The following is a 23,902-nucleotide window of genomic DNA, read 5'->3' on the forward strand; positions in this document are numbered from 1 at the left end:
CCGACGACGCCCGCATCAAACTCCGCCACCTATATCCCAACACTTAGCAGCGACAGTCTACTAGAACTGTCGTGAAAATTCCGGTCCGTGTGCCGACGTCACGGCAATGATCTTCTAGATCGTCTGCCACGGAATGCATTCGACAGGTAGGGCCACTGCACGTCGCACCCGGCTCGATACTGGTACATGATGGCCACGCGGCCTTGCTGTTGCTCGGGACGCGCTGTTGGACTAGCACAGCATTGGCCTTGGATCAACGCCCACTGGGCGTCGGTAGTCGGTGTACGTGCCCCGACGTCCAGTGTCGTTGATCGCGGTGCCCCTAATCGAGAGACACGCGCTGGGGGCGTTCGCAGACGCAAGTGATCGCGTCGTTGACCGGTTGGCATCCGGGACGGGGCATCACGGCCGGATTGCGCCTCCGCCGTTGACCTCCAGCGTCGCGCCGGTCATGAACTTGCCCGCTGGCGACGCGAGGAAGACGCAGGTGCCGCCGACATTGACCTCCGGGTCGCCGAATCGGCCCAGTGCCGACGATTTGAGTACCTCGGCCACCTGGTCGGGGTACTCGCGCAGGAAGCGCTCGGACTCTATGGAGTGCACGCGCGGGCTGATCGCGTTGACCGTGATGTCGTCGCAGCCCCACTCGCGAGCGGCGATGCGCGTGAGCCCGCGGATTGCCTCCTTGTTCGATCCGTAGGCGCCCTGCTGGGGCTGGGCCATAACGCCGGCGCCGGAACCCATGTTGATGACCGTGCCCTTTGTCGCCTTGAGGTGGGGGTATGCGGCCACCATGTAACGCCAGGTGGCGAAGACGCCCGACTCGTAGGCGGTCGCGAAGTCCTCGGCGGTGAGCTCGATCAGCGGTTTGGACGCGTTGAACTGCTGCGCGTTGTTCACCAGGATGTCGAGGCGCCCAAACTCGTCGACCGTGAGACGGACCACTTCCGTGGCACCGGCCGGATCCTTCGCATCGGACAGGATCGGCATAACCCGAGCACCGGTGACGGTCGATTCCAGCTCCTTCCGAGCAGTGTCGAGCGCGCCTTGGTCGATATCAGTGATCGTGACCGCAATCCCCTCCTTGACGAAAGCGCGGGCGATGGCGAGGCCGATGCCCCTGCCGCCGCCGGTGATGATGGCCGACTGGCCCGGTGAGTCCGACATGTCGATATGCCCTTTCAATTCGAGAACTATCCAATACAGTATCCCAAAAAATTTGATCTGAGGGACACTCCTGCCACTTGAAGGTGTAGCTACTTCCGGATCTGGATCGAACGCACCCTCGTCGGCATGTCCTTTCGTAGGTTCCCTAATGAAGGGCTGACGCCGTACGTGCCTCACGTCATATCCTTTAATCAGTATCCTGATTAAAGGATCGCGTGATCGAGATCGATAGCCCATGCTGTCGGTTGGACCGACGGCGGCACACAACGAACTTACGAAGGGCGAGTGACGCATGAATGCTCTCCGAAGTGGAGCGCGGCCACTGGCGACAGTGCCACTGTCGTCAGTACGACAACCTCGACTGCGTCGAGGCGCGACGGCTTCTCCGCCACGAGTAACAGCATCGCGGCCACCAAGAACCAAGGGCCTCGGCAAAGTCGCATAAACCCACTTCAGACGGACAGAAGCAGGTCGATCGGACGATTCGGGTCTCTGCCGTGGTGGCGCAGTGTCGAGGCGATGTTGAGGTGGCCAGCCAACCGGAGGATCCCGATGACCACGTTGCGGAGCGAGGCCATCACCTGTGGAGCGGACCCGGTTCTGATCGTGCAACGGTCCTCATCGCAGGTGACGTCGCGGACCAGTGCACTCGGTTCTCGATCGTCCAGTGCCCCCGGATCCAAGCGGCGACCTGCGCTGGTGCGACCTCGGTCATCGGCACCGAACAGATCAGGTACGCCACCTCGACGGTTCTGCGCCCACTGCGGGTGACGGTCCGCCGGATTTGCAGGGCCTGCACTGCCCCGGGGAAACCCGGGCCATCGGTGTGTTCGGTGGCCTTGATGGTGCGGCGTTCGAGCCGGTCGTGGCCCGGTCCAGCAATCGACGTCGACACCGGAATGTTCTTCCACGGCAGTGCCTTCAGTCGCTTCAGCAGTTTCGGCTGATTCGCCGCCTGCTAACCCGTCACGCTCACGCTCGGCCGCTTTCAGCGCATCCTCTACCGATTCGGTGCGCATGTGATCGGTCAACCCCCACCTGGCCAGTTTGCGGGAGCGGTAGTCGATCACCGTCGCCAGATGCCACCCGACGACCTACCGGGCAGTGGGGTGAATCCAAATTGACACACCGTCGGTCTATAACAGTTTCAACAGACTGACCGTCCGTAAAGATGGCCAGTGGATGTCGTACCATTTCACCTTCCGCGGATCGCAGACCCGCGTGTCCGGTGAATGAACGCCTCCACGACTGCGACAATCAGCCCGACAGTGGCGAAGCCGACACACAGCACATAGGCATGCGTATAGGCGCCCGCCGTCGAGAGTTGCGTGCCGGGAATCAACGACGCGGCAAGGACGGCGGTAGTCGCCGCACTGCCGACAGAGCTACCCAGTTGCTCGGACAGTGTGCTCATACCCTGCGCGACACCCGCTTTGTCGATCGAGAACGCGTCGGCCACCAGGGCATATAGGGCCGGATTGAAGCAGGCCAGCGCGATGCCGTAGACCGCGGAGCCCAAGTAGATCTGCCACTGCTGGTCGTGGTTCCACGTCAGGAACGCGAAGGTGAGAGTCGTCAGCATACCGCCGGTGATCAGCAGCGTGCGAGCACCGACCCCCTGCCCAAGCCTGGCCGAGAGTGGACTGACGAGGAAGGCCATGATCGAGTACGGGAGCATGAAGCTACCAGCCCGGAGGACGGAAGCGCCGAAACCGTAACCAGCGAGGTCCGGCGGTGCCGACGTGTAGCCGACGAAGAAGATGAACACCGCACCTGTGGTGGCGGCGAGCAGTGCGACGGCAATGTTGGGCAGCAGGAAGTGCGGGACCGCAAACAGGCGCAATTGCACGAGCGGAGCTACGTGGCGACTCTCCCACTTCGCGAAGACAACAAGGACTGCCGCGCCGGCAGCGAACAATCCGAGCGTAGTCGGCGAGGTCCATCCCCACTCAGCACCCTTACTTAACGGGAGCAGGATGCCGGTGGCACCAATGGTGATCAGCACGGCGCCGATTAAGTCGAAGTCCCTGAGAGAGCGCGAACTCCGGCCCTGCGGGCGCGGCACCAGCATCGCGATGGACACGATGGCGACGAGGACAAACACCAGCATGATCCAGAAGGTCACGTTCCACGCATAGTCCTGGAGGAGTCCGCCGAGCATAAACCCGACGCCGACACCAAGACCGATGCCAGAGTTGACCAGACCCATGCCCACGCGGACCTTGTCGGGAGAAACAGTGTTACGCACCAAGCCGATCGAGACCGGGATCAGGCCGCCAGCTGCGCCTTGCAGGATTCGCCCGACCAGAAACATCGGCATCGCAGTTGCAATCGCACATAGCACCGTGCCGATGCCCGTGATGGCGAGGCACGCCAAGATGATGTTGCGATACCCGTAGATATCGCCGAGTCGGCCACAGGCCGGGTTGGTCACACCGTATGCAAGGGAGACTGCTGTCACCGACCACGCGATCGAAGACGCCGAGCCATGGAGCTGGCCGGCGAGCGTCCCCAGAAGCGGGACGACGGCCGTGGGGATGATCGCGACGACCGCGAGGCCGATGGCGAGAACGAACGCAATTCCTAGACCACCGCTCGGCGCACCCGATGCGACGAGCTCAGGTGGTGACGACGCGCCAACCGGATCCTCCGCGCGTCCGATCATTCTTCCAACTGTTGCCACGAATTGACCTCCCCTGTGGGGCGCTGCGGGACGACCGCTTGGCGCCATACCTGGTATGTGGTGCGTAACCGCTGCCGTGATTTAGAGCACGTGTAAGTCGCTATGTGATGTGCGCCCTAAACCATACACTCTTTTATGGGCGGGGCAAGGGAATGTCCTGTACCTTCAGTGGAAGCATGTAATTAGCGTGCACTTAATATGGTTCTTTCATTGTGGATTGCGCAACGCAGCAGGCTGGATTCGGTAATGGCCAAGACCACGCCGCGTCCTCGACGTTCTGGTGGCCTGTGCGAACGGTGGCTCCTTCGTGCTGCTCGACGAGCCAGCGGCAGGTCTGAGCAAGGACGAGCGCCGCATTCTCGGCGCGTTGATCACCGGGCTGGCGAGATCCGGTGTCGGCGTGATGCTTGTCGAGCATGACCTCGATCTGGCGATCGGGCTGGCCGACATGGCGACGGCGTTGGAGCGAGGGGTCCCGATCTTCTCGGGCGAACCTGTGGCGGCTCGCACGGACATGCGAGTGAGTGAAGCATTCTTGGGAGCAGCGCGATGACAATGACGATGGTGGTCGAGGGCCTGACAGCCGGCTACGGCGGAATGGACGTCCTCCATGATGTGTCTTTCACGTTTCAGACGGGGCAACGGGTGGCCATTCTCGGTCCGAACGGCGCCGGAAAATCTACGTTTCAGAAGGTGCTTGGTGGGTTGATCCGCCCCACGCGTGGCATGATCACCCTGGGCGGTGCCGTGGTGACGGGTGACAACGTGCACAAGCGTGTCGGCCGGGGGATCCGCTGGGTTGGAGAGCCCCGACCGGTTTACAGCGAGTTGAGCGTCGACGACAACTTGAGCGTCGGTGGGTTCACCCGCAATCGACGCGAGCGCGAAGATCTGCGCGTCGAGGTGTTCGACCTGTTCCCGGCATTGGCCGAGATCCGGTCGCAGAAGGCGGGCGGGCTCAGCGGTGGCCAGCAGCAGATGCTCGCCGTCGGTCAGGCGCTGATGCCGAGTCCGGCGTTCCTGTGCCTCGACGAGCCGTCAATCGGTCTGTCGCAGGCGGTGCTGGAGAAGTTGGCCGAAGTGCTCGACGCGCTCGCCGAACGGGGCACGGGAGTCATCTGGTGCGAGCAATTTCCCGAAGTCGCTCTCGCGCACTGTGACTCGGCCGCACTGATGATCTCCGGGCACCTCAGTGAGCCGCACCGGCCAGGTGATATCTCGAGCGACGATCTGCATGCGGCGTACCTCGGGGTCGATCCGTTCGCGTCGGCGGCAGACCGATGAGGCGGGCGGGGCGATGACCACCAACTCTCCGCCGGCGGTGACCTCCCTGATGCGTTGGAGCATTGGGGATGTCACCGTCACACGCATCGTCGACAGTCCTGGCCATCTGGATCTCGCCGGGATGTTTTCCACGACCACCGAGTCGGTGCAGGCGATCGGGTGGCTGGTGCCCGACTTCGCGACCCCTGACGGTGTCGGGTTGTGCGACTTCGCGTCTTTCGTGGTGGACACCCCGACGCGCCGCATCGTGGTCGATACCTGCTGGGGTGATGGCAAGGACCTCGGACCGTGGGACGAGTTCGGGGGTCGTTCGACCTCGTTTCTAGCGGACTTCGAGGCGGCTGGCTTCCCGCTCGATTCGGTCGACCTCGTGGTGTGCACCCACCTGCACGCGGACCACGTCGGCTACAACACGACGTTGTTCGACGGTCGATGGGTGCCGACGTTCCCGCAGGCACGGTACGTGTTCAACCGAGCGGAGTTCGAGTACTGGAGTGCCCCCGCGGATTATCCGATGGATCCGGGCATGGTGGCCTTGCAGGAACCCACGTTCCGTGAGTCGGTGCAGCCGCTAGTCGAGGCCGGGCTCGTTGATCTCGTCGACGGGGAGCACCGACTGACCCCGGAGATCGTTCTGGAGCCGACGCTGGGCCACTCGATCGGGCATCAGAGCGTGCGCATCGTCTCCGGTGGCAAAGAGGCATTGATCACCGGAGACATAGCGCACCACCCGAGCCAGGCCGCGCGTCCCGAGTGGGGCATCGGCGCGGATTACGACGCAGCGTCGGCGATCGAGACGCGTCGCCGGATCTTCGCTGATGCCGCCGATCGTGGTGTGGTGGTGATCGGCACGCACTGGTCGGCTCCTACGGCGGGGATCCTCTCGGTCGACGGTGACGGGTTCCGGCTGCACCCGATCGCCGTTGACGGAGCATCCGGCAATATGTGACGAAGGCCCGGCTCCCGTACCGGGAGCCGGGCCTTCGTCATGCCCGATCGGAAATCTCAGGCCGGGTCGAGACCGAGTGCAGTCGCGATCATTGTGGCGCCTTCGTCGCCGAGTTTCCAGCCGTGCATCACGCCCAGGAGCACCAGACAGTCCCCGGCTACTAGTTCGACCGACTCGTCGTCGAGGAGTAGCTCGATGCGACCGGAAAGAATAGTGCTGAAGCTGATGGCGTCCGTCCGGTGTCTGTCTGTCGATGTGTTCGGCGCATGCCGAACGACCATCCATACGCCTTCGCCAGGCTTGATACCCATCTCGTAGCGGTCGGTGGAGACAGGTCGCTTGACCTCGGGGGGGAGCTCGTCCAGCTTCCACAGGGTCTCGAACGCACCATCGCCGATAGGCTCATTGCGAACGACGACGGCACGGCCGTCGTCGGCTGTTCCGGCCACGACGAGTTTCACGTGGCCACCACCTCTCTTTCAGGGCCCAATCGGGCCGTAACACCTGCACGGTTTGCAGGCGAGATGTCCCTCGACGCATCAGTCGAGCGAGACGTACACGTTCTTGTGGTGCAAGAATTCCTCGAGGCCCGCGCGACCGCCCTCACGGCCGTAGCCGCTCTGCTTGTTGCCGCCGAACGGCGTGGAGGCGGGCATCGGATTGTGCCCGTTGACCGAGATGAACCCGGCGTCGAGTCGGTCGGCCACGCGGTGGGCGCGTGCGACGTCGCGAGTGTGGACGTAGCCGGCGAGGCCGAACGTGCTGTCGTTGGCGATGGCGATGGCCTCGTCCTCGTCGCTGAATGGGATCACCGACAGTACCGGCCCGAACACCTCGTTCTGCGCCAGGGAACTCGAGTTGTCTACTCCGCCGAAAACAGTCGGATTGACGTAGAAACCTTTAACGGACGGCGAATCGCCACCGGTGAGGAGTTCGCCGGTGCCAGCAGCGCGGGCGTCGTCGATGACGCCGCGGATGCGGTCGCGTGCCGCTTCAGAAATGACCGGACCCATGACGGTTCCCGGGTCGAGAGGGTCGCCGACCCGGATCTGTCCGACGGTATTGACAACCTGCTCGACGACGCGATCGTAGACACCGGCCTGCACCAGCAGGCGGGTTGGCAGTAGGCAGCCCTGTCCCGCCGACATCGCGAAAGCTGTCGCATGTGCTGCGGCGGTCGCGATGTCGGCGTCGTCGAAAACGACGTTGGCGGACTTGCCGCCGAGCTCCATCACAACGGGCGTAATGGTCTCGGCCGCGGCCCGCAGGATGTGGCGGGCAGTGACGATGCCGCCGGTGAAAGAAATCTTGGCGACGTCGGGGTGGCGGACGATCGCGTCGCCGGCCTCAGGGCCGCCGGTGATCACGTTGATGACGCCCGGCGGCAGACCTGCCTCGAGGCAGAGCTCGCCGAATCGGATCGCTGCAAACGGTGCGAGCTCGGCTGGCTTGATCACGACCGTGTTGCCCGCTGCGATCGCGGGCGCCACTTTCATCGCGGCCGTCATCAGAGGGCCGTTCCAGGTCAGCAAGGCGCCGATCACGCCGTACGGCTCGTGTTTGACGTAGTCGAATCCGGTGCTGGGGTAGATGGGGGCCAGCTCGCCGCCAATCTTGTCGGCCCAGCCGGCGTAATACATGAAGTGGTCGATCGCCATCGTGGCGCCGAAGGCCGGATTCACCGGGGCGCCGGACTCCAATGCGTGAAGCATGACGAACTGCTCAGAATTCTCGTCGAGCAGCTCGGCAATGCGGATCATGATGCGACGGCGCTCGCCGGGGCTGGTGGCGCGCCACTTGGGGAACGCGTCTTTAGCTGCGGCAACGGCAGCGTCGACTTCCGCCTTCCCCGCCACCGGAAACGAGCCCAGGAGCGTGCCGGTGGCCGGGTTGATCTTGTCCATGGTGCCGCCGGGGACTGACGAGATGCGTTGGTCACCGATCAACAACGAGGAGTCTGGGAGGAATCGCGCCGCGGCCTCGTCGTGGGACGTCGTGCTGAGCGTCGTGCTGAGCGTCGTGCTCATGGGATCTCCTCGAAGGTCGGAATTGGTGCCAGTCTCACAACGAATCAAGAATAGTATACTAATTGGAGTGGCGCCTGTCACACCTCTCGCTATGATGAGGCGAATCCTAGGCAATTTTCTTGACTGTCGCCAGGCGATCTGAGCAATTAGTTAACTGTATTGACCTGGTAATGCGTGTCACTCGCAATCAGTCATCCGATGAGAGGAATCATTTCATGAAGGTCCAAGCGTCCATCCTGATGGGTGAGGGCAAGAGCTGGGAGACAGCCACACTCGAGCTGGATCCCCCTCAAGCCGGAGAGGTTTTGGTTCGCGTGGTTGCCGCCGGACTGTGCCACTCCGACGAGCACTTGCGCTATGCCAGCGTCCGCTACCCGATCGTCGGCGGCCACGAGGGCGCCGGCGTCATCGAGGCGGTCGGACCCGGCGTAAGCAACTTCGAAGTCGGCGATCACGTTGCCATGTGCGTAATCCCGTCGTGTGGCGAATGCGCATTCTGTAGCCAAGGCCGTTCGTACCTGTGCGACCTTGGCGCAACGATCGGCACCGGAGCCAGGCCGGACGGCACTTACCGTGCACGACTCGAAGACGGCCAGGACATCGGTGGCCTCTGCCTACTCGGCACCTTCGCTGACCGATTGGTCACCGGCGTCGAGAGTGTCGTCAAGATCCCGAAGGACATCCCCCTTGATGTCGCGGCCCTGCTGAGCTGCGGTGTGCCGACTGGCTGGGGCTCGGCGATCTACGCCGGAAATGTTACTGCCGGGGAGACGGTGGTTGTAGTCGGCGTCGGCGGTGTCGGTGTCAACTCCGTTCAAGGCGCCGCGCTCGGCGGTGCCAGCCATGTCATCGCGCTCGACCCCATCGAGAGTCGGCGGGAGTTCGCGCTCACTATGGGCGCGACGCACGCCGTCGCCACGGTCGAGGAGGCTGCGCACCTGGCTCAGACGCTGTCTTACGGAACAGGTGCCGACCTCACCATCGTCACCGCCGGTGTCGTCACGTCGGACGTTGTGGACGACGCATTCGCGGTCACCGGCAAGGGCGGACGTATCGTCCTTACCGGCGTCGCCGACGTGCCGAGCGACATCACCGTGAAGCTTTCGGGCACGATGGTCACGTCATACGGCATCTCGATCATCGGTGCGCTCGTGGGCAATTGCAATCCGCGCCGCGACATCTTGCGCTTGCTGCGCCTGTACCGTGAGGGCAATCTCAAGCTCGATGAGCTGATCACCAAGCGTTACACGGTGGATCAGGTCAGCGAAGCCTATGCCGACCAGGCCGAGGGCACCATCATCCGTGGCGTCGTCGAGCATCAGCACTGACGACGTTACGAACTGCACGGAAAGCACGCCGACGGCCCGAACCCCCAGGGGTTCGGGCCGTCGGCGTCGATGCGCGGGCGGTGCGGGCTCATAGTGAGGAGTCACACCGCAAGAGCCGGGGACGGCGTTACAAACCCAAAATCCGAACGCCGAGGGATTTTCCTTTGACTGCTAGGGCGAGTCGAAGGTCCTTTTGCATTGGCGGTGGGCCGATCTCGCCGGCTACCTCGACCGTGTCGGCCTTGTTCGATGTGCTGCTTCGGGAAGGTCCTCCGTTCCGTTCCATCGCCGGTTCGGTGGCACCTTTTCCACGTTGCGGCTAGCGCAACGTGGCGGTGGTGGAACTTGCGATGGGCGGGCAGGTGTGATGGGGGTTACGGTCGCGGGACCAATCGGACTGTCGCCCACCCTGGGTTGCTCGGCACTCCGACACCGGCTCCGGATCAAATCTAGACAGATGGGTGGCCATGACCTCGACATCCCGCACGCCCCTGCAGTGGCTGAGCGCTCGGTACGAGCGGATCGCCCAGCTGATACCCGAGCTGTGGGGGTACCCGCTCTTCTGCTGGGTCCTCCGCCACATCACCACGGTCGAGAAGCGGGCTCCCTACCGTCCGACGATCGATCCCGCCACGACCGAGCGAAAGCCTGTCAGCCTCGCCTGAGGTTGCTGCCAGCCACCACCGAAGGACTTCTCCGTGAGCAAGCTTCTCCGCCCCGCGCGCCTGGCCGCCACCACCGTTGCCGGCGCCGCCTCCATCGCGTCCGCAGTCGCGGCCTACCGTTCACGTCCGCGCGTCGAGCCGATAGCGGACGCGTACCGCATCGGTGTCAACGACGCCGTGCCCCCACAGTCGATCACGGTTCCCGCCAAAGAGCACATGCACGGCCCCGCGACACGTGCGACGATGCGACGTCTCGGCCTGACCGTCGCCGCTAGTCAGATCGCTGGCCTGGGGCTGCTCGCCCTGCCGAACCGACCGCGCCTCAACGCCCTTGGCGCCGGCCTGATCGGGCCAGGCTTAGGGCACTTGTACGCGAAACGTCCGATCGAGGCACTAGTTGCGGCCGCCTCCCTACCGGTATCCGTGTCGCTGTTCTTTGCGACCGGTAACAACGTGGCGCCGCCGCTTGCCTGGATCGGTACCGCGCTGCACGCGTCGCGTCGCGTCGAGGCCGGTCGGGTCTCGACGGCGGCGCCGCTGGTCGCGTCCGCGCTGATCGCCGGCACTTACGCGGTCGAGCGCCGTCGCCGACAGAAGGTACTCGCCGATCAGATCGAGGACGCCAAGGGAGTCAACACCTACCTGTCGTCCGTCGAGCTGCCACTGCGGGGTAAGAACCTGCCCGAGGTCACCGCCGCCGAGGAACTGAGCGCCGCCGAGCTCGCCATGGCCAGGCGCCTCGTCGACGTAGCGCTCCAGGATCCCAACGATTGGTCGAATTATGAGCTGATCGACCAGTTCCGAGAGTCGGCCGTCCGCTACACCATGACGAGTTCGCTGCGCGCCCTCCAAGCAATGCAGTACTCTCGAATGCCGGCCTTCCGCGGGTATCTCAGCGAGGGACAGCGTCAGCTCATCCGCAAGCATCAGCAGCCATTGGTGTGGAAGTACTGGATGTGGGAGAACCTGTGGGGCAACCTCAGCACGAATCCCGACCCGCTGATTCGCCAGAACATTATGCTGGGAGGCTGGCTTGCCACCCCGATCGGCGCTTACGAGCGAATCACGGGGGACTTGCAGTTCAGCGAGCCCGGTGCGCTCAACTTCGTGGTCGACTCGCGCCGCTCGTATGCCTACTCGTTCACTTCGATGCTAGAGGCGTTGGCCGACCAATTTGAGACATCGCCGTTCGGGCTCGTCGCATGTGAGCCGAACTGGGTCTACACGTTGTGCAACACGTTCGGCGCCACGGGCGCATACCTGCACTCCAAGGTGCACGGATCGGATCTGTGGGATCGCATTGGGCCTCGCTATCTCCAGGGTTTCGAGACCGAGTTCGTCACACCGACCGGTGTGAACCGCAACTACCTCTCAGTCCGCACCGGCTTCTCCGGCCCGCTGGCCGCTGGCTCCATCGACTCGTTATACCAGCGGGCATTCGCGCCCCACCTCGCCGATAGGGCCTGGGCGCTGACCCGAGGTGCGTTCTACCAGGACAAGGACGACCGTTGGCGCATGATGTTCAGCGAGAAGGGCTCCTTCGATGCCGGCAACTATGCGCGCACTGCCGCATACGGTGTGGGCCTTCTTGGTGGAGCTATGCGTGAGGCCGGCGACGAGCACTTGGCCAAGGCGGCATTCGAGACGCTTCAGGAGAACTATGAGGTATACATCGATGATCGAGGCTGGTTGACCGTCGACGGTGTGTCGAGTTTTGCACATGGCGAGTTGGGGCACGCGATGATGCTGCGCAAGGCAAACTGGCTGAACCTCATGACGAAGGGCATGCCGGACCACTGGCGAAACGGGCCGTTGCTCGAGGCCGTGCCATATCCTGACGTTATGGTAGGTCGTGCGGTCAGCAATGACGGCAAGGGCCTGGAGATGGTCCTGCATCCCGGCGGTGCCGGTGGTCGGTTCGAGGTCGACCTCGGACAGCTCGTACCAGGCAGCTCTTACAAGGTCGTCGGCGCGGCTGATGCGGCTATCACCGCACGCGAAGATGGAACGGCGCGCCTCGCAGTCGATGTGCGCGGTCGCACCGAGATTCACGTGGTTCCAGCGTGATCCGGAATCCCGCAGCACCAGCCGGAGAGAGGATCAGTCCATGGCCTGTTGTCTGCTCGTGATCGAAGCCTTCGAGCGACTCGGCGCCAAGTGGCGATCCCGCCGCTCCCGCGCCACCGAGCGCAGTTCGAAGGGACGTACTGTTTCGTTGACGTAGAACCGTCATCGGCACAGTGCCGACAAAAGCGGGCTTGGTCGACCACAAGGTGGACCAAGCCCGCTTCGTCTTACCCAACAACTGGTGCGGACGAGTCGGCCGACGTCGACGACCCCGGCCAGACAATCCCGTTATCGAACAGTGTCCGGGCCGGGTGTCAGAGTTCCTAAAAGCGACTTGGGGCATGCACCAGCAGGTTTCGCGCGAAATGCACCCGTCGCCGCTGATGCCCCGACCCCTGGAACGAGCGCCGCAGTGCCGCGAGCAGGCCGGCGTGCTGGTCACTGATGACCAGTCGGACGCCGGATAGGCCGCGTTTCTTCAGCGCGGTGAGGAAGCCACGCCGGAACACCTCGTCCTCACTGTCCCCGACATCGAGGCCTGGGGTACCACCCGCTCGCGGGGGCGGACCTTCCGCGCACCGGTGGCGGTGATCCCCGTGGCGACCACGACCGCCATCGAGGTCGCCTGGGAAGAGGAGCCCGCGTTCGTGCAGGTGTCGCGTCGAGGTAGACGGAAGGAAATGCGGTGTGGTCGAGCGGATGGGTCCGGAACGCGCCGACAACTTCGTCGAGTCCGGCGCAGATCCGCGACACCTCGGACTTGGACATGCCCGAATCGATTCCCGGTGCCGCGACGAGGTCGTTCACGCTGTGGGTGGAGACGCCGTGCAGGTGGGCCTCCATCACCACCGCGTACAGCGCTTGGTCGATCCGTCGACGGGGTTCGAGGATCGAGGGGTAGAACGAGCCCTTGCCCAGTTTCGGGATCCGCAATGAGGCGTCGCCGGCCTGGGTGGCAACCAACCGGGGCCTGGCCCCGTTGCGTTCGGTGGTGCGGGCCTCGGTGCGTTCATAGCGGCCGGCGCCGATCTGTTCGGTGGCTTCGGTTTCGATCAGTTCTTGTGTGACCATCCGGACCGATTCATGGATCAGATCCACGCCTTCTCCGGCACGGAAGGCGTCGAGTAGCTCGGACAGGGAAGACTGGGACAGGGCTATCGGTGGCCCTCCTTTCTTCGGTGCGTGCTTGGCCGTACACACCGAAGATCCCGCCGATGACCCTCTCTACGTCGGAGTCGCGCCGCTCAATCCCAAGCTCCACCACTCCACGGGACGCCTACCAGGTGCGCGAGGGCAGTCGAATCCCGTTCGGTGTTGTACCCGTGAATGACTCGTGTGGTGCGTCGGTGAACGCGCATGTTGATACCCACTTCGCCCCGAACCGCTACCAACCATTGAACTATCGAGCCGTCGTCGGTCATCCTTCACATGTGTGCGTCGGTGCGCCCAGATGTCCAGATCGCAACAGAACCAACTTCGATCGCACACGACGAAGTCGGCTCACCGAAAGCGCAATCGGCGAGCCGACTCGAGGGTCGGCACGGTCTTGGTGGCCCCGGCTGTGTCAGCGGCCGCGCCAGTTGGGCGCGCGCTTCTGTGCGAATGCCGTCGGACCCTCAATGGCATCCTCGCTCAACATAACGTCATCGAGGGCCTCCGAGGGATGCAGGACCGCGTCGACGACGTCGGGAATGCCATCAGTCTCGTGCATGATCTGTAGAGACGCACGCACCGATGTCGGTGAGGCCGCGACGATTTCCGAGGCTAGTTCTCTGGCACCGGCCAGGGCTTCGCCGGGCGCCGTGATGCGATTGACCAGCCCGTGCCGGAGAGCCTCGTCAGCCCCCATTCGTCGCCCGGTCACGATCATCTCGGTGGCAAGCTTGACCGGAATGGCTCGCGGCAGACGGACTACACCGCCGGCACCGGCGACAAGACCGACCTTCACCTCGGAGAGGGCGAACGCGGCCGCTGAGTCCGCGACAACCAGATGCGATGCCAGCGCGATCTCGCAGCCTCCACCCATCGCGTACCCGTTGACGGCCGAGATCACCGGCTTGGACATGCCTCTACGTGCGGTTAGGCCGGCGAATCCGGTGGTAGGCACCGTGATTGGACGACCGGACGCTGACCACAAGAGATCATTGCCGGCGCAGAATGCCTTGTCGCCTGCTCCGGTGAGAATCGCGACCCATAGGTCTGGATCACTGAAGTAGGCGTCGAAGATTTCGGCGAGTTCGACGTTCGCCGGTGGGTGCAGGCTGTTGCGCTGCTCCGGGCGGTTGATAGTCACCTCGAGGACATGGCCGTCGCGTCGCACCAACACGTGCTCATAGTTGTCGCGCAGGCACGGCTTCGCGACCGGCAGGATCTCGTCCATGCGGTCACGGTCGATGGTCACGCGATTCCCGGCGGCAACGTTACGGACGTAGACTCGGCAGCCGACCGGATCGTCGTCCTGAGTAAGCAACGTGACGAGCGTGTCGTCGCCGTCGACGGAGCGAGCGAGGAAACGCCGACCGTCCGCTTCGAGGCGACCGATGACGATCGCCAGCTGCCCATCGCGGTCGTGGCGCACCGTCCACGTTTCGATGGTTGCCCATCCATCGGCGGCACGCGTCGTCGCCGGCGCTGGTAGCGCATCAATGGTCTCCTGGAGCAGCGCCGAACGATCAGAGCGCCAGTTCGTCGGTGTAGTCGAGTAGACACCGACCGAGTACTTGCTGAGCATGCCACCATTCGCGCCGACGAAACCGTAAACCCCGGGTTGCGCTCGCATCCGGACCACTGTCTCGGCGATCGCGTGCATCGAGTAGTTATTTCCAGCCCCACCGAAGAAGGGCAGACCGCCCGTGACGGTCAGGCGACGAGGATCGTCGGGCGCGAGCCCGAGGCCGTCGGCGACATTGCTGACGGCGATAGGGAAGCACGAGTACAGGTCGAAGGTCGCGATTTCATCGACACCAATGCCGGCGATGTCGAGGGCGTGTTCGGCGGCGAGGACCGCCGCAGGGCTGCCGGAGAGGTCAACACGGTCGAGCATGTTGCGCTCGCGTAGGTCGGCGTGGCCGTGGAGAAACACCCAGCGCTCTCTGGGCACGCCCAGCCGCTCGGCTGCGGCGACCGACATTACAAGGACCGCTGCGGCCTGGTTGACCTTGTCCCGAGAGACGACGTAGCGCGGGTACGGTTCGGCGATCATCCGGTTCTGCTCGGTGATGTCCACCAGCTCCTCGGCGGACCGCTCGATCGGCGCCGATGCATGTGGATTCGCGGCAGCGACCTCGGTGAACGGGGCGAAGAGCGCTCCGATTTCGGAGGCCTGCTCTGAACGGTCGGTTTTTAGTCGCGACCGCCTGGCGTTTTCGAACAGGGCGTACTGCTCAGATGCGCCGACCAGGCCATGGGAACTGTGGTGAAACGACATCAGGCCGCGCAACCCGAATCCGCGATCCTCCAGGGTGCCGTCCACGTGCTCGGTGAAGTCCGGGCGATCGTCACGATCGGCGAAGTGTTGCGCTGTCGAGATGGTCTCGGCGCCGAACAGGAGGGCCACCTCACTGTTCCCTGCGGCGATGTGGGCGCTCAGTTCGTTCACCAGGTGCTGCGGCCCCTGCCCGCCACCAACCTCCAGGATCGCGCGTACCGGGTCTGCACCGACCCGCTTCGCGACCGACCGCGGGAAATTGTTGGAGCGTCCGAGAGGCGCCACCGCACCAGGGGACGACGTCTCGAACTGGCGGATACCCGCGACGGTGTCGATCGCCGCTGCCACGGCGGCGAGGTCGACCCCAGTGTCGGCGAGAGCTACGTGGGCGGCCTCGGCGGCGAGGTCTGCTGGCGACAGCGCACGGTAGTCATCGCCACCAAGCCGGTCGGATGCCTGCCCGACACCGACGAGCACAGGCGTACGGGGGTCAAGTTGTTCGTTGGACAAGGAGTTCTCCTCAAGATTGTGATCGGGACGTGGAAATCAGCACGTCACGCACGGGTGCCGGCCACTGGGGCAGGGGAGACCTCGGCAATGCCGTCTGCGACGAGAGCCTCGACCTCCTCCCAGGACAGACCGAGCACCTCGACGAGGACCTCTACCGTGTGCTCGCCCTGAACAGGGGCCGGGCGGCTCTCCGGGTCGGCAATGTAGCGGAAGGTCGAAGGCCCTCCCTCGCCCGGAAGCTCCTGGTCGATCATCGGATGAGCCATCGGTCGTAGAAAGCGGCGCTCGACCAGTTGCGGGTCGTCGAACATGTCGGCGATACGCTGCATCATCCCGCCTGGTATGCCGACGGCTTGCAGGGACTCAGTTGCCTCGCGCGGGCTCCGCTCGCGCGTCCAGTCCGCCACCAGCGCCAAGAGTTCGTCGCTGTTGTTCGATCGAGCGGTCGGGTCGCAAAACCGAGGATCGTCGACGTCCAGCCCGACAACCGAGGCGAGGCCCGTCCAGTCGTCGGTGTTGCGCACCGAGATCACGCACCACTCGTCGTCCCCGGCACACGGAAGCACTCCGTCAACCACACCAACGCGAGTCCGCCCGGCGGACAAAGCGCCCGGCTCGATCGACTCACGAGCCAGTTGGGCGCCAAGCTGTGCGACGATCACCTCGGCCTGCGCCACAGCCACCGTGCCGCCGACACCCGTCTGACGTCGGTCCACGAGCTTGGCGAGCACCGCGATCGCGCCGATGCGCGCCGCCACGTGATCTGGGTAAACGGTCGAGGTGTCGCTGTAGCTACGGAGACTCTCTGCGTCGTTACCCGAGTACCGCCAGAGGCCGGAGAGCCCGACCGCCGACCGGACCAGCGGTCCGTAACCCATTTTGCGACTCCACGGGCCGGATGGTCCGAACGCGCTGCTCTCGGCGAGGACGATGCCAGGATTGGCCTCCCGGAGACGCCGCTCTCCGAGGCCGAGGGATTCCATCGTCCCGGGCTTGAAGTTCGACAGTACGACGTCGGATCGCCGGACGAGCTCGACGAACAGCGCCTTGCCCCGCTCGTCACGCAGATTCAATCCAAGGCTGCGTTTGGACCGGTGCCCGTAGGCGAAGCTCGCGCTCACCTCGGAGCCATCGATCGACTGACGACTGCCGTCAGGAAAGGCACGGTTCTCGATCTTGATGACATCTGCGCCCAGGTCGGCGAACAAGCGGCCGGTTTCCGCCCCGACAACAATCACGCCAAGGTCGAGCACGCGGAGACCGTCCAGTGGAAGCTCCCGCTGAGGGGCAGTGAGGCCAGTCTCCGGCGACGGAAGCCCAGCGGCGAGCCCAGCGAAGACCTCGTCGGTGTCCTGTCCGGGCGTCGGTGCAGGTGTCCGGACGCCAGCGCGGGTACCGTCGACCTCGACCATCCCGTTGGGAATGCGCGCGACCGTGCCGTCGGTCAACTCAACCGAGGTGAAAAGGCCGCGGGCGGAAAAATGCTCGTTCCGCAACACTTCCTCCGGGGTCGCGAGGCCAGCAGTGGGGACGCCGTAGGCGTCGCCGGCCGCCATCACCTCAGCACGCGTCAGGGGAGCCAGCAGTCGGGCGATCACAGGCTGGATCTTGGCTGTCTCAGCGAACCGCACTGCCAGCGAGGCGAAGCGGGGATCGGACAAATTTTCGGGCTCTCCGAGCCAACGGAACATCCCCTGCCACTGCCGGGCCGACAGCACACAGATGCGAACCCATCCGTCCGCGCAGGCAAAAACAGGGTAGAGATGGCGGGCATCCGGTCGTCCGCGCGGGCCCTCGAAGCCTGGGACGCCCCCACCGGCAGTGCCACCGATGCCGAATCCGGGGTCGAACCCGCCGACTATGCCCTCGTGAACAGAGAAGTCGACGACATCACCGTGCCCGGATAACAGGCGGTGGTAGTAAGCCGAGAGGGCAGCCCAGGCGGCCTGAGCGGCGGCGGACTCAGTTGCGAGCTGGCCGGGCGGCAGGATCGGCGCCGCATCGCTGAGGCCGGAGCGGCTGAGCACGCCACCGAGCGCGAGGTGGGTCGCCTCGGTTGCAACCCAGTCGCGGTACGGGCCGGTACGTCCGAAGTCCGTAATCGACAGAATCACCAGGGTAGGGAATCTTGCGGCCAGTGCGTCGGGCGTCAGCTCCACGGGCTGGTCGAGACGAGAGGTCACGAGGAGGTCCGCGCTCGCGACAAGCCGCAGGTAGTCCACTACCCCGTCGGAGCTCGACAGATCCAGGAGCACCGACCGCTTGTTGGCGTTGTGAACGACGTCATACAGGCTCACGCCTGAGTCGGTCGACTCCAGGCCCCGCGAGCGGCCGCCTTCGGGAGGCTCGATACGGATGACGTCCGCGCCGAGGTCGGCGAGAATACGAGCGATCGACTCGGTGCCGTTGCCGTCGGTGTGATCGATGATCCGTAGGTCGGACAATGGTAGCCGGTCGACCTGGCCGGATCGGGCGTCGACTTGCACGACCATGAAGGACTCCTTGCTGATGCGCTGCGCTAGTGCGGTCAGTCACAGCGTCATCGCAGCAGGGGTGCTGCGTACAGCGCAGGTCCGAGGACGTTCTCATCCTCGTTTCGGCAACGCGCTCACCTGGAGAAACAGTGCCGTGCAGGCCGGATCGGCCGATGGTTAACCACTAGGGGCAAGTTCGCGCGCTACAACTCTGAGGCTATTTCGCGAGACCGGTCTCTCAGCGCGTGAACCGCGGTCGACACCAACTCGCTCTCGGTGGCGCGCTCGCGATTCCAGGTCACCCCCACCTCCAGGTTGAGGGACTCGTCGCTGAGCCGGACCATGCTGAATGACGGATGCAGGAACACCGATGCGTAGCCGCCGAGCTCGGGTCGTGTGCTGATGGTGAAACCGCCCATGCGTCTGAGCTGGGCCGCCAGCTGAACGTTGTCCACTGTCGAGAGCTGGTGTACTCGGGTGATCCCGCCTTCAGCCAGCCGCTGCAACATCCCACCGACGGCAAGGGGCTGAGGTGACACCGGGCCGGTAATGAAGGTTCGAGACTTCAGCTCGTCGAGCGTGATCGACTCGCGGCCCGCCAGCTCGTCGTCGGAACGCACGACGACGACTGAGGCGTAGCGGGCAATCGAGAACACACCAAGTGCGTCGTTGGCCACAGGTAGATGCACCAATGCGAGGTCAAGTGCGCCGTCAACGACATCGGGGACGAGCACGCTCGACGCCCCGAAAGTCAGGTCGAGGCGAGCCGGAGTGATCGACGACTCGATGATATGGGTGTACTTCTCGATCAGCATCGGAGGGATGAGATGACTCGCGCCCGCGCGGACGAATCGCGCCGCGGCGACGAAGCCAGCGGCGACGTTGACGAGTCGGTCGGCATCACGCACAACCATGCGGACGGGACCGACGAGTGCCTCGCCGAGCGCGGTCAGCTGCACATCGTGGTAGCGCCTGACGAACAATTCGCCACCGAGCTCGCGCTCAAGAGATTTGATCATTCGGCTGACTGGAGACGGTGTCAGGTGCAACCGCATCGCAGCCTTGCCGAAGTGGAGCTCCTCAGCAACGGCCAGGAAGCATCTAAGCTGGGGCAGATCCATCACCAAAGCATGCTCATCGAGCGGTGACGAGTCAAAGAACTATGGTGCCGCCTCGAGTGTCGAGGCATTTCGACCCGAGCGTCGTGGCAGGGTCGCGCGCAGTGCAGGGACGAGCACCAAAAGGTCAACGACCATCATGAGGACCCCTCCAAGCCGCTGATCGGCCATCGGTCCGAGCCAACCCAGCGATGCGCCGTGGGTCATCATCGGGTTCGCTGCGACGATCAGAGCGAGGCCGATCAGTCCGCTGGGCATCCCGACGATCAGCAGCGATCGCCTCCGGGCCGAGACCGTCTCGGCGCGAACATCACGCAGGAGCAACCACCACACAACGGCCACCACGGCACTGACTGCCACGATCACGCCAGCGGCGAGTGCGTCAGTCGCCAGCCGCTGGTGGACGCCCGGCAGGTGCCAGGCGACGACCACTCCTGCTTGGAGGATGGCCACCGCGACGACAAGAAGGTTGACGGAGCGCGACGACAGGTCATGAAGGCGGATCCGACCGGCGACGAGGATCGGCGCGGTCACGGTGACCGTCATGAGCAGCGCCATGGTCCCCACATGCGAGCCGGTTACTCCACCCCACGTCGCGATGGTTGCTAATCCAATAATGGACAGGACCCCAAGTAGCGCAGCTGAACTGGAGCCAATCGCGCCGCGACGGCGTCCGACCACCAGAGTGGCCACGAGCGCGGTCAGGCCGATGGCCATACCGAGGATCGGAGCGAGCCCGAACGCCGTGTCTCCGTGGGTGGCATGACCGCCTCCGGGGTTGGCGTGGACGTGACTGGATGAGTGCGCGTCACCGTCGCCATACCGCAGAATTCGGCTCAGTACGACTGCGGCGGCGACCTCTGCGAGGGCAATCACGCTGACGACGGCAAGCCGTGGCCGCGGGATGGTTGATTCTGCGGCAGTCGAGTGGACCATTGAATGATGATGGGCGGGGTCGTCGGCATTGTCCATGCCGCACACGGCAACGTGCGCATAGCGCCGCTGGCAATGTTGGAGTCGTCACCAGCAGGTGGGGGAGAACAACGTTGCACGGATCGGCATGTTTGCATGCGCTGATCAGCCATGGTCACGAAGGTGTGACCTGTGTGACAGTCTCACGTGGTCGGACACTCCGTTCGAGCGGTTGGTTTTGCTCCGCCGCGGGTCCGGTCGAACGAATCAACGTGAAGCAGGGAGTGCCATGAGTGCCATCGCCGCATCCGAAGTGCAGGCCGTACCGGTGGATCCGGACGTCGACGTGTTGGAACGCCTGCTGGGCGCCCAGCGATCCGCGTTTCTCGAGGAAGGACCCCCCTCGCTTGAGGTCCGTCTCAACCGGATCGACCGTCTGGTGACGGGGATTCTTGAAGTGGCCGGTGACTTGGCCGACGCGCTTGATGCAGACTTCGGTTCGCGGCCCCGGGCAGCGAGCATGATAACCGACGGACTGGGTCTTCTCCCGGGAATCGCGCACGTACGCGAGAACCTCGCCAGCTGGATGAAGGACCGGCCGGTCCCCGGATCGCAGGAGGCGGGCACTCCGGCATTCGTGCAGTCGATGCCCAAAGGCGTCGTTGGCGTCATCGGACCGTGGAACTTCCCGGTCTCGCTCGTGATACAGCCGACGATTGAGGCGCTGGCCGCCGGCAACCGAGTGATGATCAAGATCTCCGAGGTGCCTAGCCGCACAGCGGACGTCGTAGCCGCAGCTGTGGCGCGCCGGATGCGACCGGACGAGGTCGTGGTCGTTCGTGGTGGACCACACACGGCTGCAGCCTTCTCATCGCTGCCGTTCAATCATCTGATCTTCACCGGCTCGCCGGGCGTCGGAGCCCGCGTTGCCGAGGCGGCCGGTCGTAACCTGGTACCCCTGACCCTCGAATTAGGCGGCAAGAACCCGGTTGTGCTCGGTTCGGACGCGGACCTCGACCTCGCGGCCGAGCGCATTGCCGGGGCACGGCTGATCAATGGCGGCCAGCTCTGCCTGTGCCCGGATTACGTGTTCGTGCCCAGAGCGTCCCTCGAGGATTTCGCCGACAAGTACGAAGGTGCAATGCGGAAGCTGTTTCCGACCTATGCCGATAATGCGACGGTCACCTCGGTCGTCGACGAGCGCAACTTCGATCGCGTCAACGGCTTGGTCGCCGATGCTGAGGCGAAGGGGGCCCGCGTGCGCCGCCTGGTCCCTGACAACGAACTCGACCGTCTGCCCGACCGTTCGACCCGCCGCATCCCGCCGACCCTACTGCTCGACGTGACGTCAGATATGGCGGTCACCTCGGAGGAGATCTTCGGTCCGGTGCTGACCATGTTCCCCTACGACAAGCTCCACGAGACGATCGACTACGTCAATGCGCACCCGAGTCCGTTGGCTGCATACTTCTTCGGTTCGGATGGACCGGAGTTCCGGGAGTTCATCGGCCGTGCCCTCTCGGGTGGAGTGACCCGCAACGACCTGGTCATGCACTGGGGTGTGGTTGGAGCCCCGTCGGGCGGCGTCGGCCAAAGCGGTATGGGTGCGTACTCGGGGAAGATCGGCTACGACACGTTCAGCCATCTGCGCACCGTGGCAGCGAATATCGGTCCCATGGGGATCGCAGGTCAGATGCTGCCTCCCGCCGACCCCGCCACGGTGGGAGCCCTCCAGGGCATGATCGCCTCCGCGCTCGACGAGTTCCGCGGCCGTATTTCCGCCGATGAGGAGGCCTGACGATGAGCACGACGACGAGGACTCAGGCCGCGATCTCGCGCGACGCCGCAGGGCCGCTAGTCATCGAGGCCGTTGACATCGACGGCCCGCGTGCAGACGAGGTGTTGGTCCGCCTTGTAGCGACAGGTGTATGCCACACGGATGTGGTATCCCGGTACGCACCGCCCGAGGGCAGCGGTGCCGTCTTCGGTCACGAAGGTGCGGGCATCGTCGAGCAGGTCGGCGAAAAGGTCGTCGACGTGCAGGTTGGGGACGCTGTCTTGATGAGTTTCGCGAGCTGCGGTGAATGTGATCTCTGCGCGTCCGGGCACCCTGGGTACTGTGCGCATTTCGGTGCTCTGAACGCTGGGGGGTGTCGCCTAGACGGCAGCGCGCCACTGAGCCACGACGGACAGCCCCTGTATTCCTCGTTCTTCGGGCAGTCGAGCTTCGCACGTCACGCTGTAGTGGCAGCCCGCAGTGTGGTGGTTGTTCCGCCGGACACAGACCTCGTTGCGAGTGCGGCGATGGGGTGCGGATTTCAGACTGGTGCTGGTGCCGTCGCCAATGTGATGCGTCCGGCGACCGACGACAGTCTGGTCGTATTCGGCGTGGGCGGGGTTGGCGCCGCCGCAATCATGGCTGCGCGGGCTCTCGGATTGACGAACATCGTGGCAGTCGACCTGTCAAAAGAGCGCCGCGAGACGGCTCTCCGGCTCGGCGCGGCGTCGGTCGTAGACGGGGCGGAGCCCGACGTCGTGGGTCGAGTCAAGGACCTGACGGGTGGAGGTGCGACCTTCGGACTCGACACAACTGCCGTACCCGCGGTAATCCGTAATGCGGCCCTGGCTCTGGCTCCGTTGGGAACCCTTGTGGTCGTCGGCGTCGGAGCGCCAGAGGTCACCATCGACGTCATGGACCTGATTGGTCAGGGCAAATCGATCCGCGGGTCGATCGAGGGCGACGCCGTGCCGCGCGAGCTGATCGCAACGATGCTGTCTTGGCAGGCCGCTGGTCGGTTCCCCGCCGGGTCGGTGGTCACATCTTTCCCGTTCGAGAAGATCAACGACGCACTCGCCGCCACAGGGCCCGTCGTTAAGCCCGTCATCACCTTCGAATAGCGCACTCCAATCGGGGCGCGGACTATCCCGCCCCGATTGGTGAAAAGCGGTTCCGCCAAGCGATCCCTGCCCACCGCCGAACCACTGGGCGACAGTGAGTTCAGGAATCTGGGGTGGCCTGTTGGCTCGTTGGCTCGAACTTCCCGCTCGACGGCCGACTGTGTTGCGCGGTATCGGAAAGGATAAATCCAGACCCACTATCCTCGGAACTTGGAACTGGCACACGATTGCCGGCGATGAGCCGGTTCGGCACTTCATGCAGGCGGTGGTGCTGGGATCGATTGTTTGTTCGGTACCGGTCGTCTACAACGAACTCGTCATAACCGAGAGTGGGAAGGTCCAGTTGCGGGCACCAGTGCGCCGGAGCCCGTGCGACCGTCTGCGCACGGGCCG

16 protein-coding genes and 1 pseudogene are annotated in these 23,902 nt (G+C 64.4%); 8 read left to right on the forward strand and 9 right to left on the reverse strand.

The genetic code is table 11. The features are described 5' to 3' along the window. Positions 1-402: 402 nt before the first annotated feature. Together P3H15_RS45110 and P3H15_RS45115 are read right to left on the reverse strand one after the other, a co-directional pair. Entirely contained in the window at positions 403-1,185 is a 783-nt protein-coding gene (locus P3H15_RS45110) for an SDR family NAD(P)-dependent oxidoreductase (RefSeq protein ID WP_276143256.1), read from the reverse strand. 1,177 nt (positions 1,186-2,362) lie between these two features. After that, positions 2,363-3,832, reverse strand: coding sequence for an MFS transporter (locus P3H15_RS45115; protein WP_276143257.1), 1,470 nt, complete (start codon positions 3,830-3,832; stop codon positions 2,363-2,365). Positions 3,833-4,157: 325 nt separating this feature from the next. On the opposite strand from P3H15_RS45115, the gene P3H15_RS45120 reads away from it, so the two are divergent. Genes P3H15_RS45120 through P3H15_RS45130 form a run of 3 tightly spaced genes read left to right on the forward strand, consistent with a single transcriptional unit; the run spans position 4,158 to position 6,083 of the window. Then, on the forward strand, positions 4,158-4,403 hold the full coding sequence (locus P3H15_RS45120; protein WP_276143258.1) for a hypothetical protein: 246 nt from the start codon (positions 4,158-4,160) through the stop codon (positions 4,401-4,403). Next, on the forward strand, positions 4,400-5,134 hold the full coding sequence (locus tag P3H15_RS45125; protein ID WP_276143259.1) for an ABC transporter ATP-binding protein: 735 nt from the start codon (positions 4,400-4,402) through the stop codon (positions 5,132-5,134). Before P3H15_RS45120 ends, P3H15_RS45125 begins: the two co-directional genes overlap by 4 nt. Positions 5,135-5,147: 13 nt before the next feature. Continuing rightward, positions 5,148-6,083: an MBL fold metallo-hydrolase gene (locus P3H15_RS45130; protein WP_276143261.1), complete on the forward strand. Its 936-nt coding sequence runs from the start codon at positions 5,148-5,150 to the stop codon at positions 6,081-6,083. A 56-nt stretch (positions 6,084-6,139) separates the two neighbouring features. Here the strand turns inward: P3H15_RS45130 and P3H15_RS45135 are convergent, their stop codons facing one another. Together P3H15_RS45135 and P3H15_RS45140 are read right to left on the reverse strand one after the other, a co-directional pair. After that, the gene (locus tag P3H15_RS45135) at positions 6,140-6,544 is read right to left on the reverse strand and encodes a hypothetical protein (protein WP_276143262.1); all 405 of its coding nucleotides are present in this window, start codon (positions 6,542-6,544) and stop codon (positions 6,140-6,142) included. A 78-nt stretch (positions 6,545-6,622) separates the two neighbouring features. Then, the gene (locus P3H15_RS45140; RefSeq protein WP_276143263.1) at positions 6,623-8,110 is read right to left on the reverse strand and encodes an aldehyde dehydrogenase; all 1,488 of its coding nucleotides are present in this window, start codon (positions 8,108-8,110) and stop codon (positions 6,623-6,625) included. 215 nt (positions 8,111-8,325) lie between these two features. Between P3H15_RS45140 and P3H15_RS45145 the strand changes: the two genes are divergently transcribed. The 3 genes from P3H15_RS45145 to P3H15_RS45155 all read left to right on the forward strand — a co-directional run bounded on the left by P3H15_RS45145 (position 8,326) and on the right by P3H15_RS45155 (position 12,170). After that, positions 8,326-9,438 (forward strand): NDMA-dependent alcohol dehydrogenase, encoded by a 1,113-nt coding sequence (locus P3H15_RS45145; RefSeq protein ID WP_276143264.1) that lies wholly within the window; start codon positions 8,326-8,328, stop codon positions 9,436-9,438. A gap of 467 nt (positions 9,439-9,905) precedes the next feature. Continuing rightward, a complete protein-coding gene (locus P3H15_RS45150; protein WP_276143265.1) occupies positions 9,906-10,103 on the forward strand; it encodes a hypothetical protein in 198 nt (65 codons plus the stop codon). Between the two features lie 33 nt (positions 10,104-10,136). Then, complete coding sequence (locus tag P3H15_RS45155) at positions 10,137-12,170, forward strand: hypothetical protein (RefSeq protein WP_276143266.1); 2,034 nt, start codon at positions 10,137-10,139, stop codon at positions 12,168-12,170. Between the two features lie 350 nt (positions 12,171-12,520). On the opposite strand, the pseudogene P3H15_RS45160 reads toward P3H15_RS45155, so the two are convergent. The 5 genes and pseudogenes from P3H15_RS45160 to P3H15_RS45180 form a co-directional block, all read right to left on the reverse strand. Beyond that, positions 12,521-13,268 (reverse strand): annotated as a pseudogene (locus P3H15_RS45160) (transposase); the annotation flags it as partial. A 466-nt stretch (positions 13,269-13,734) separates the two neighbouring features. Then, positions 13,735-16,107, reverse strand: coding sequence for an acetyl-CoA acetyltransferase (locus P3H15_RS45165; RefSeq protein ID WP_276143267.1), 2,373 nt, complete (start codon positions 16,105-16,107; stop codon positions 13,735-13,737). 44 nt (positions 16,108-16,151) lie between these two features. Beyond that, entirely contained in the window at positions 16,152-18,599 is a 2,448-nt protein-coding gene (locus tag P3H15_RS45170) for a CaiB/BaiF CoA-transferase family protein (RefSeq protein WP_276143268.1), read from the reverse strand. Between the two features lie 185 nt (positions 18,600-18,784). Next, positions 18,785-19,702, reverse strand: a complete 918-nt coding sequence (locus P3H15_RS45175) for a LysR family transcriptional regulator (protein ID WP_276143269.1) — start codon at positions 19,700-19,702, stop codon at positions 18,785-18,787. 39 nt (positions 19,703-19,741) lie between these two features. Next, entirely contained in the window at positions 19,742-20,416 is a 675-nt protein-coding gene (locus P3H15_RS45180) for a cytochrome c oxidase assembly protein (protein ID WP_276143270.1), read from the reverse strand. Between the two features lie 484 nt (positions 20,417-20,900). Here P3H15_RS45180 and P3H15_RS45185 point away from each other — a divergent pair, with 484 nt between their 5' ends. Then, a complete protein-coding gene (locus P3H15_RS45185; protein WP_276143271.1) occupies positions 20,901-22,409 on the forward strand; it encodes an aldehyde dehydrogenase family protein in 1,509 nt (502 codons plus the stop codon). 2 nt (positions 22,410-22,411) lie between these two features. Further along, the gene (locus P3H15_RS45190; RefSeq protein WP_276143272.1) at positions 22,412-23,509 is read left to right on the forward strand and encodes an NAD(P)-dependent alcohol dehydrogenase; all 1,098 of its coding nucleotides are present in this window, start codon (positions 22,412-22,414) and stop codon (positions 23,507-23,509) included. Positions 23,510-23,902 lie beyond the last annotated feature (393 nt).

The sequence above is a fragment of the Rhodococcus sp. T2V genome, from assembly GCF_029269925.1.
GTDB classification, from domain to species: Bacteria; Actinomycetota; Actinomycetes; order Mycobacteriales; family Mycobacteriaceae; genus Rhodococcus_F; species Rhodococcus_F koreensis.

Excerpts from the sequence above, each read along its gene's own strand:
- P3H15_RS45115 (WP_276143257.1), bottom strand. The coding sequence starts at position 3,832 with ATGATCGGACGCGCGGAGGATCCGGTTGGCGCGTCGTCACCACCTGAG.
- P3H15_RS45125 (WP_276143259.1), top strand. The coding sequence starts at position 4,400 with ATGACAATGACGATGGTGGTCGAGGGCCTGACAGCCGGCTACGGCGGA.
- P3H15_RS45130 (WP_276143261.1), top strand. The coding sequence starts at position 5,148 with ATGACCACCAACTCTCCGCCGGCGGTGACCTCCCTGATGCGTTGGAGC.
- P3H15_RS45140 (WP_276143263.1), bottom strand. The coding sequence starts at position 8,110 with ATGAGCACGACGCTCAGCACGACGCTCAGCACGACGTCCCACGACGAG.
- P3H15_RS45145 (WP_276143264.1), top strand. The coding sequence starts at position 8,326 with ATGAAGGTCCAAGCGTCCATCCTGATGGGTGAGGGCAAGAGCTGGGAG.
- P3H15_RS45150 (WP_276143265.1), top strand. The coding sequence starts at position 9,906 with ATGACCTCGACATCCCGCACGCCCCTGCAGTGGCTGAGCGCTCGGTAC.
- P3H15_RS45170 (WP_276143268.1), bottom strand. The coding sequence starts at position 18,599 with ATGGTCGTGCAAGTCGACGCCCGATCCGGCCAGGTCGACCGGCTACCA.
- P3H15_RS45175 (WP_276143269.1), bottom strand. The coding sequence starts at position 19,702 with ATGGATCTGCCCCAGCTTAGATGCTTCCTGGCCGTTGCTGAGGAGCTC.
- P3H15_RS45180 (WP_276143270.1), bottom strand. The coding sequence starts at position 20,416 with ATGGCCATCGGCCTGACCGCGCTCGTGGCCACTCTGGTGGTCGGACGC.
- P3H15_RS45185 (WP_276143271.1), top strand. The coding sequence starts at position 20,901 with ATGAGTGCCATCGCCGCATCCGAAGTGCAGGCCGTACCGGTGGATCCG.
- P3H15_RS45190 (WP_276143272.1), top strand. The coding sequence starts at position 22,412 with ATGAGCACGACGACGAGGACTCAGGCCGCGATCTCGCGCGACGCCGCA.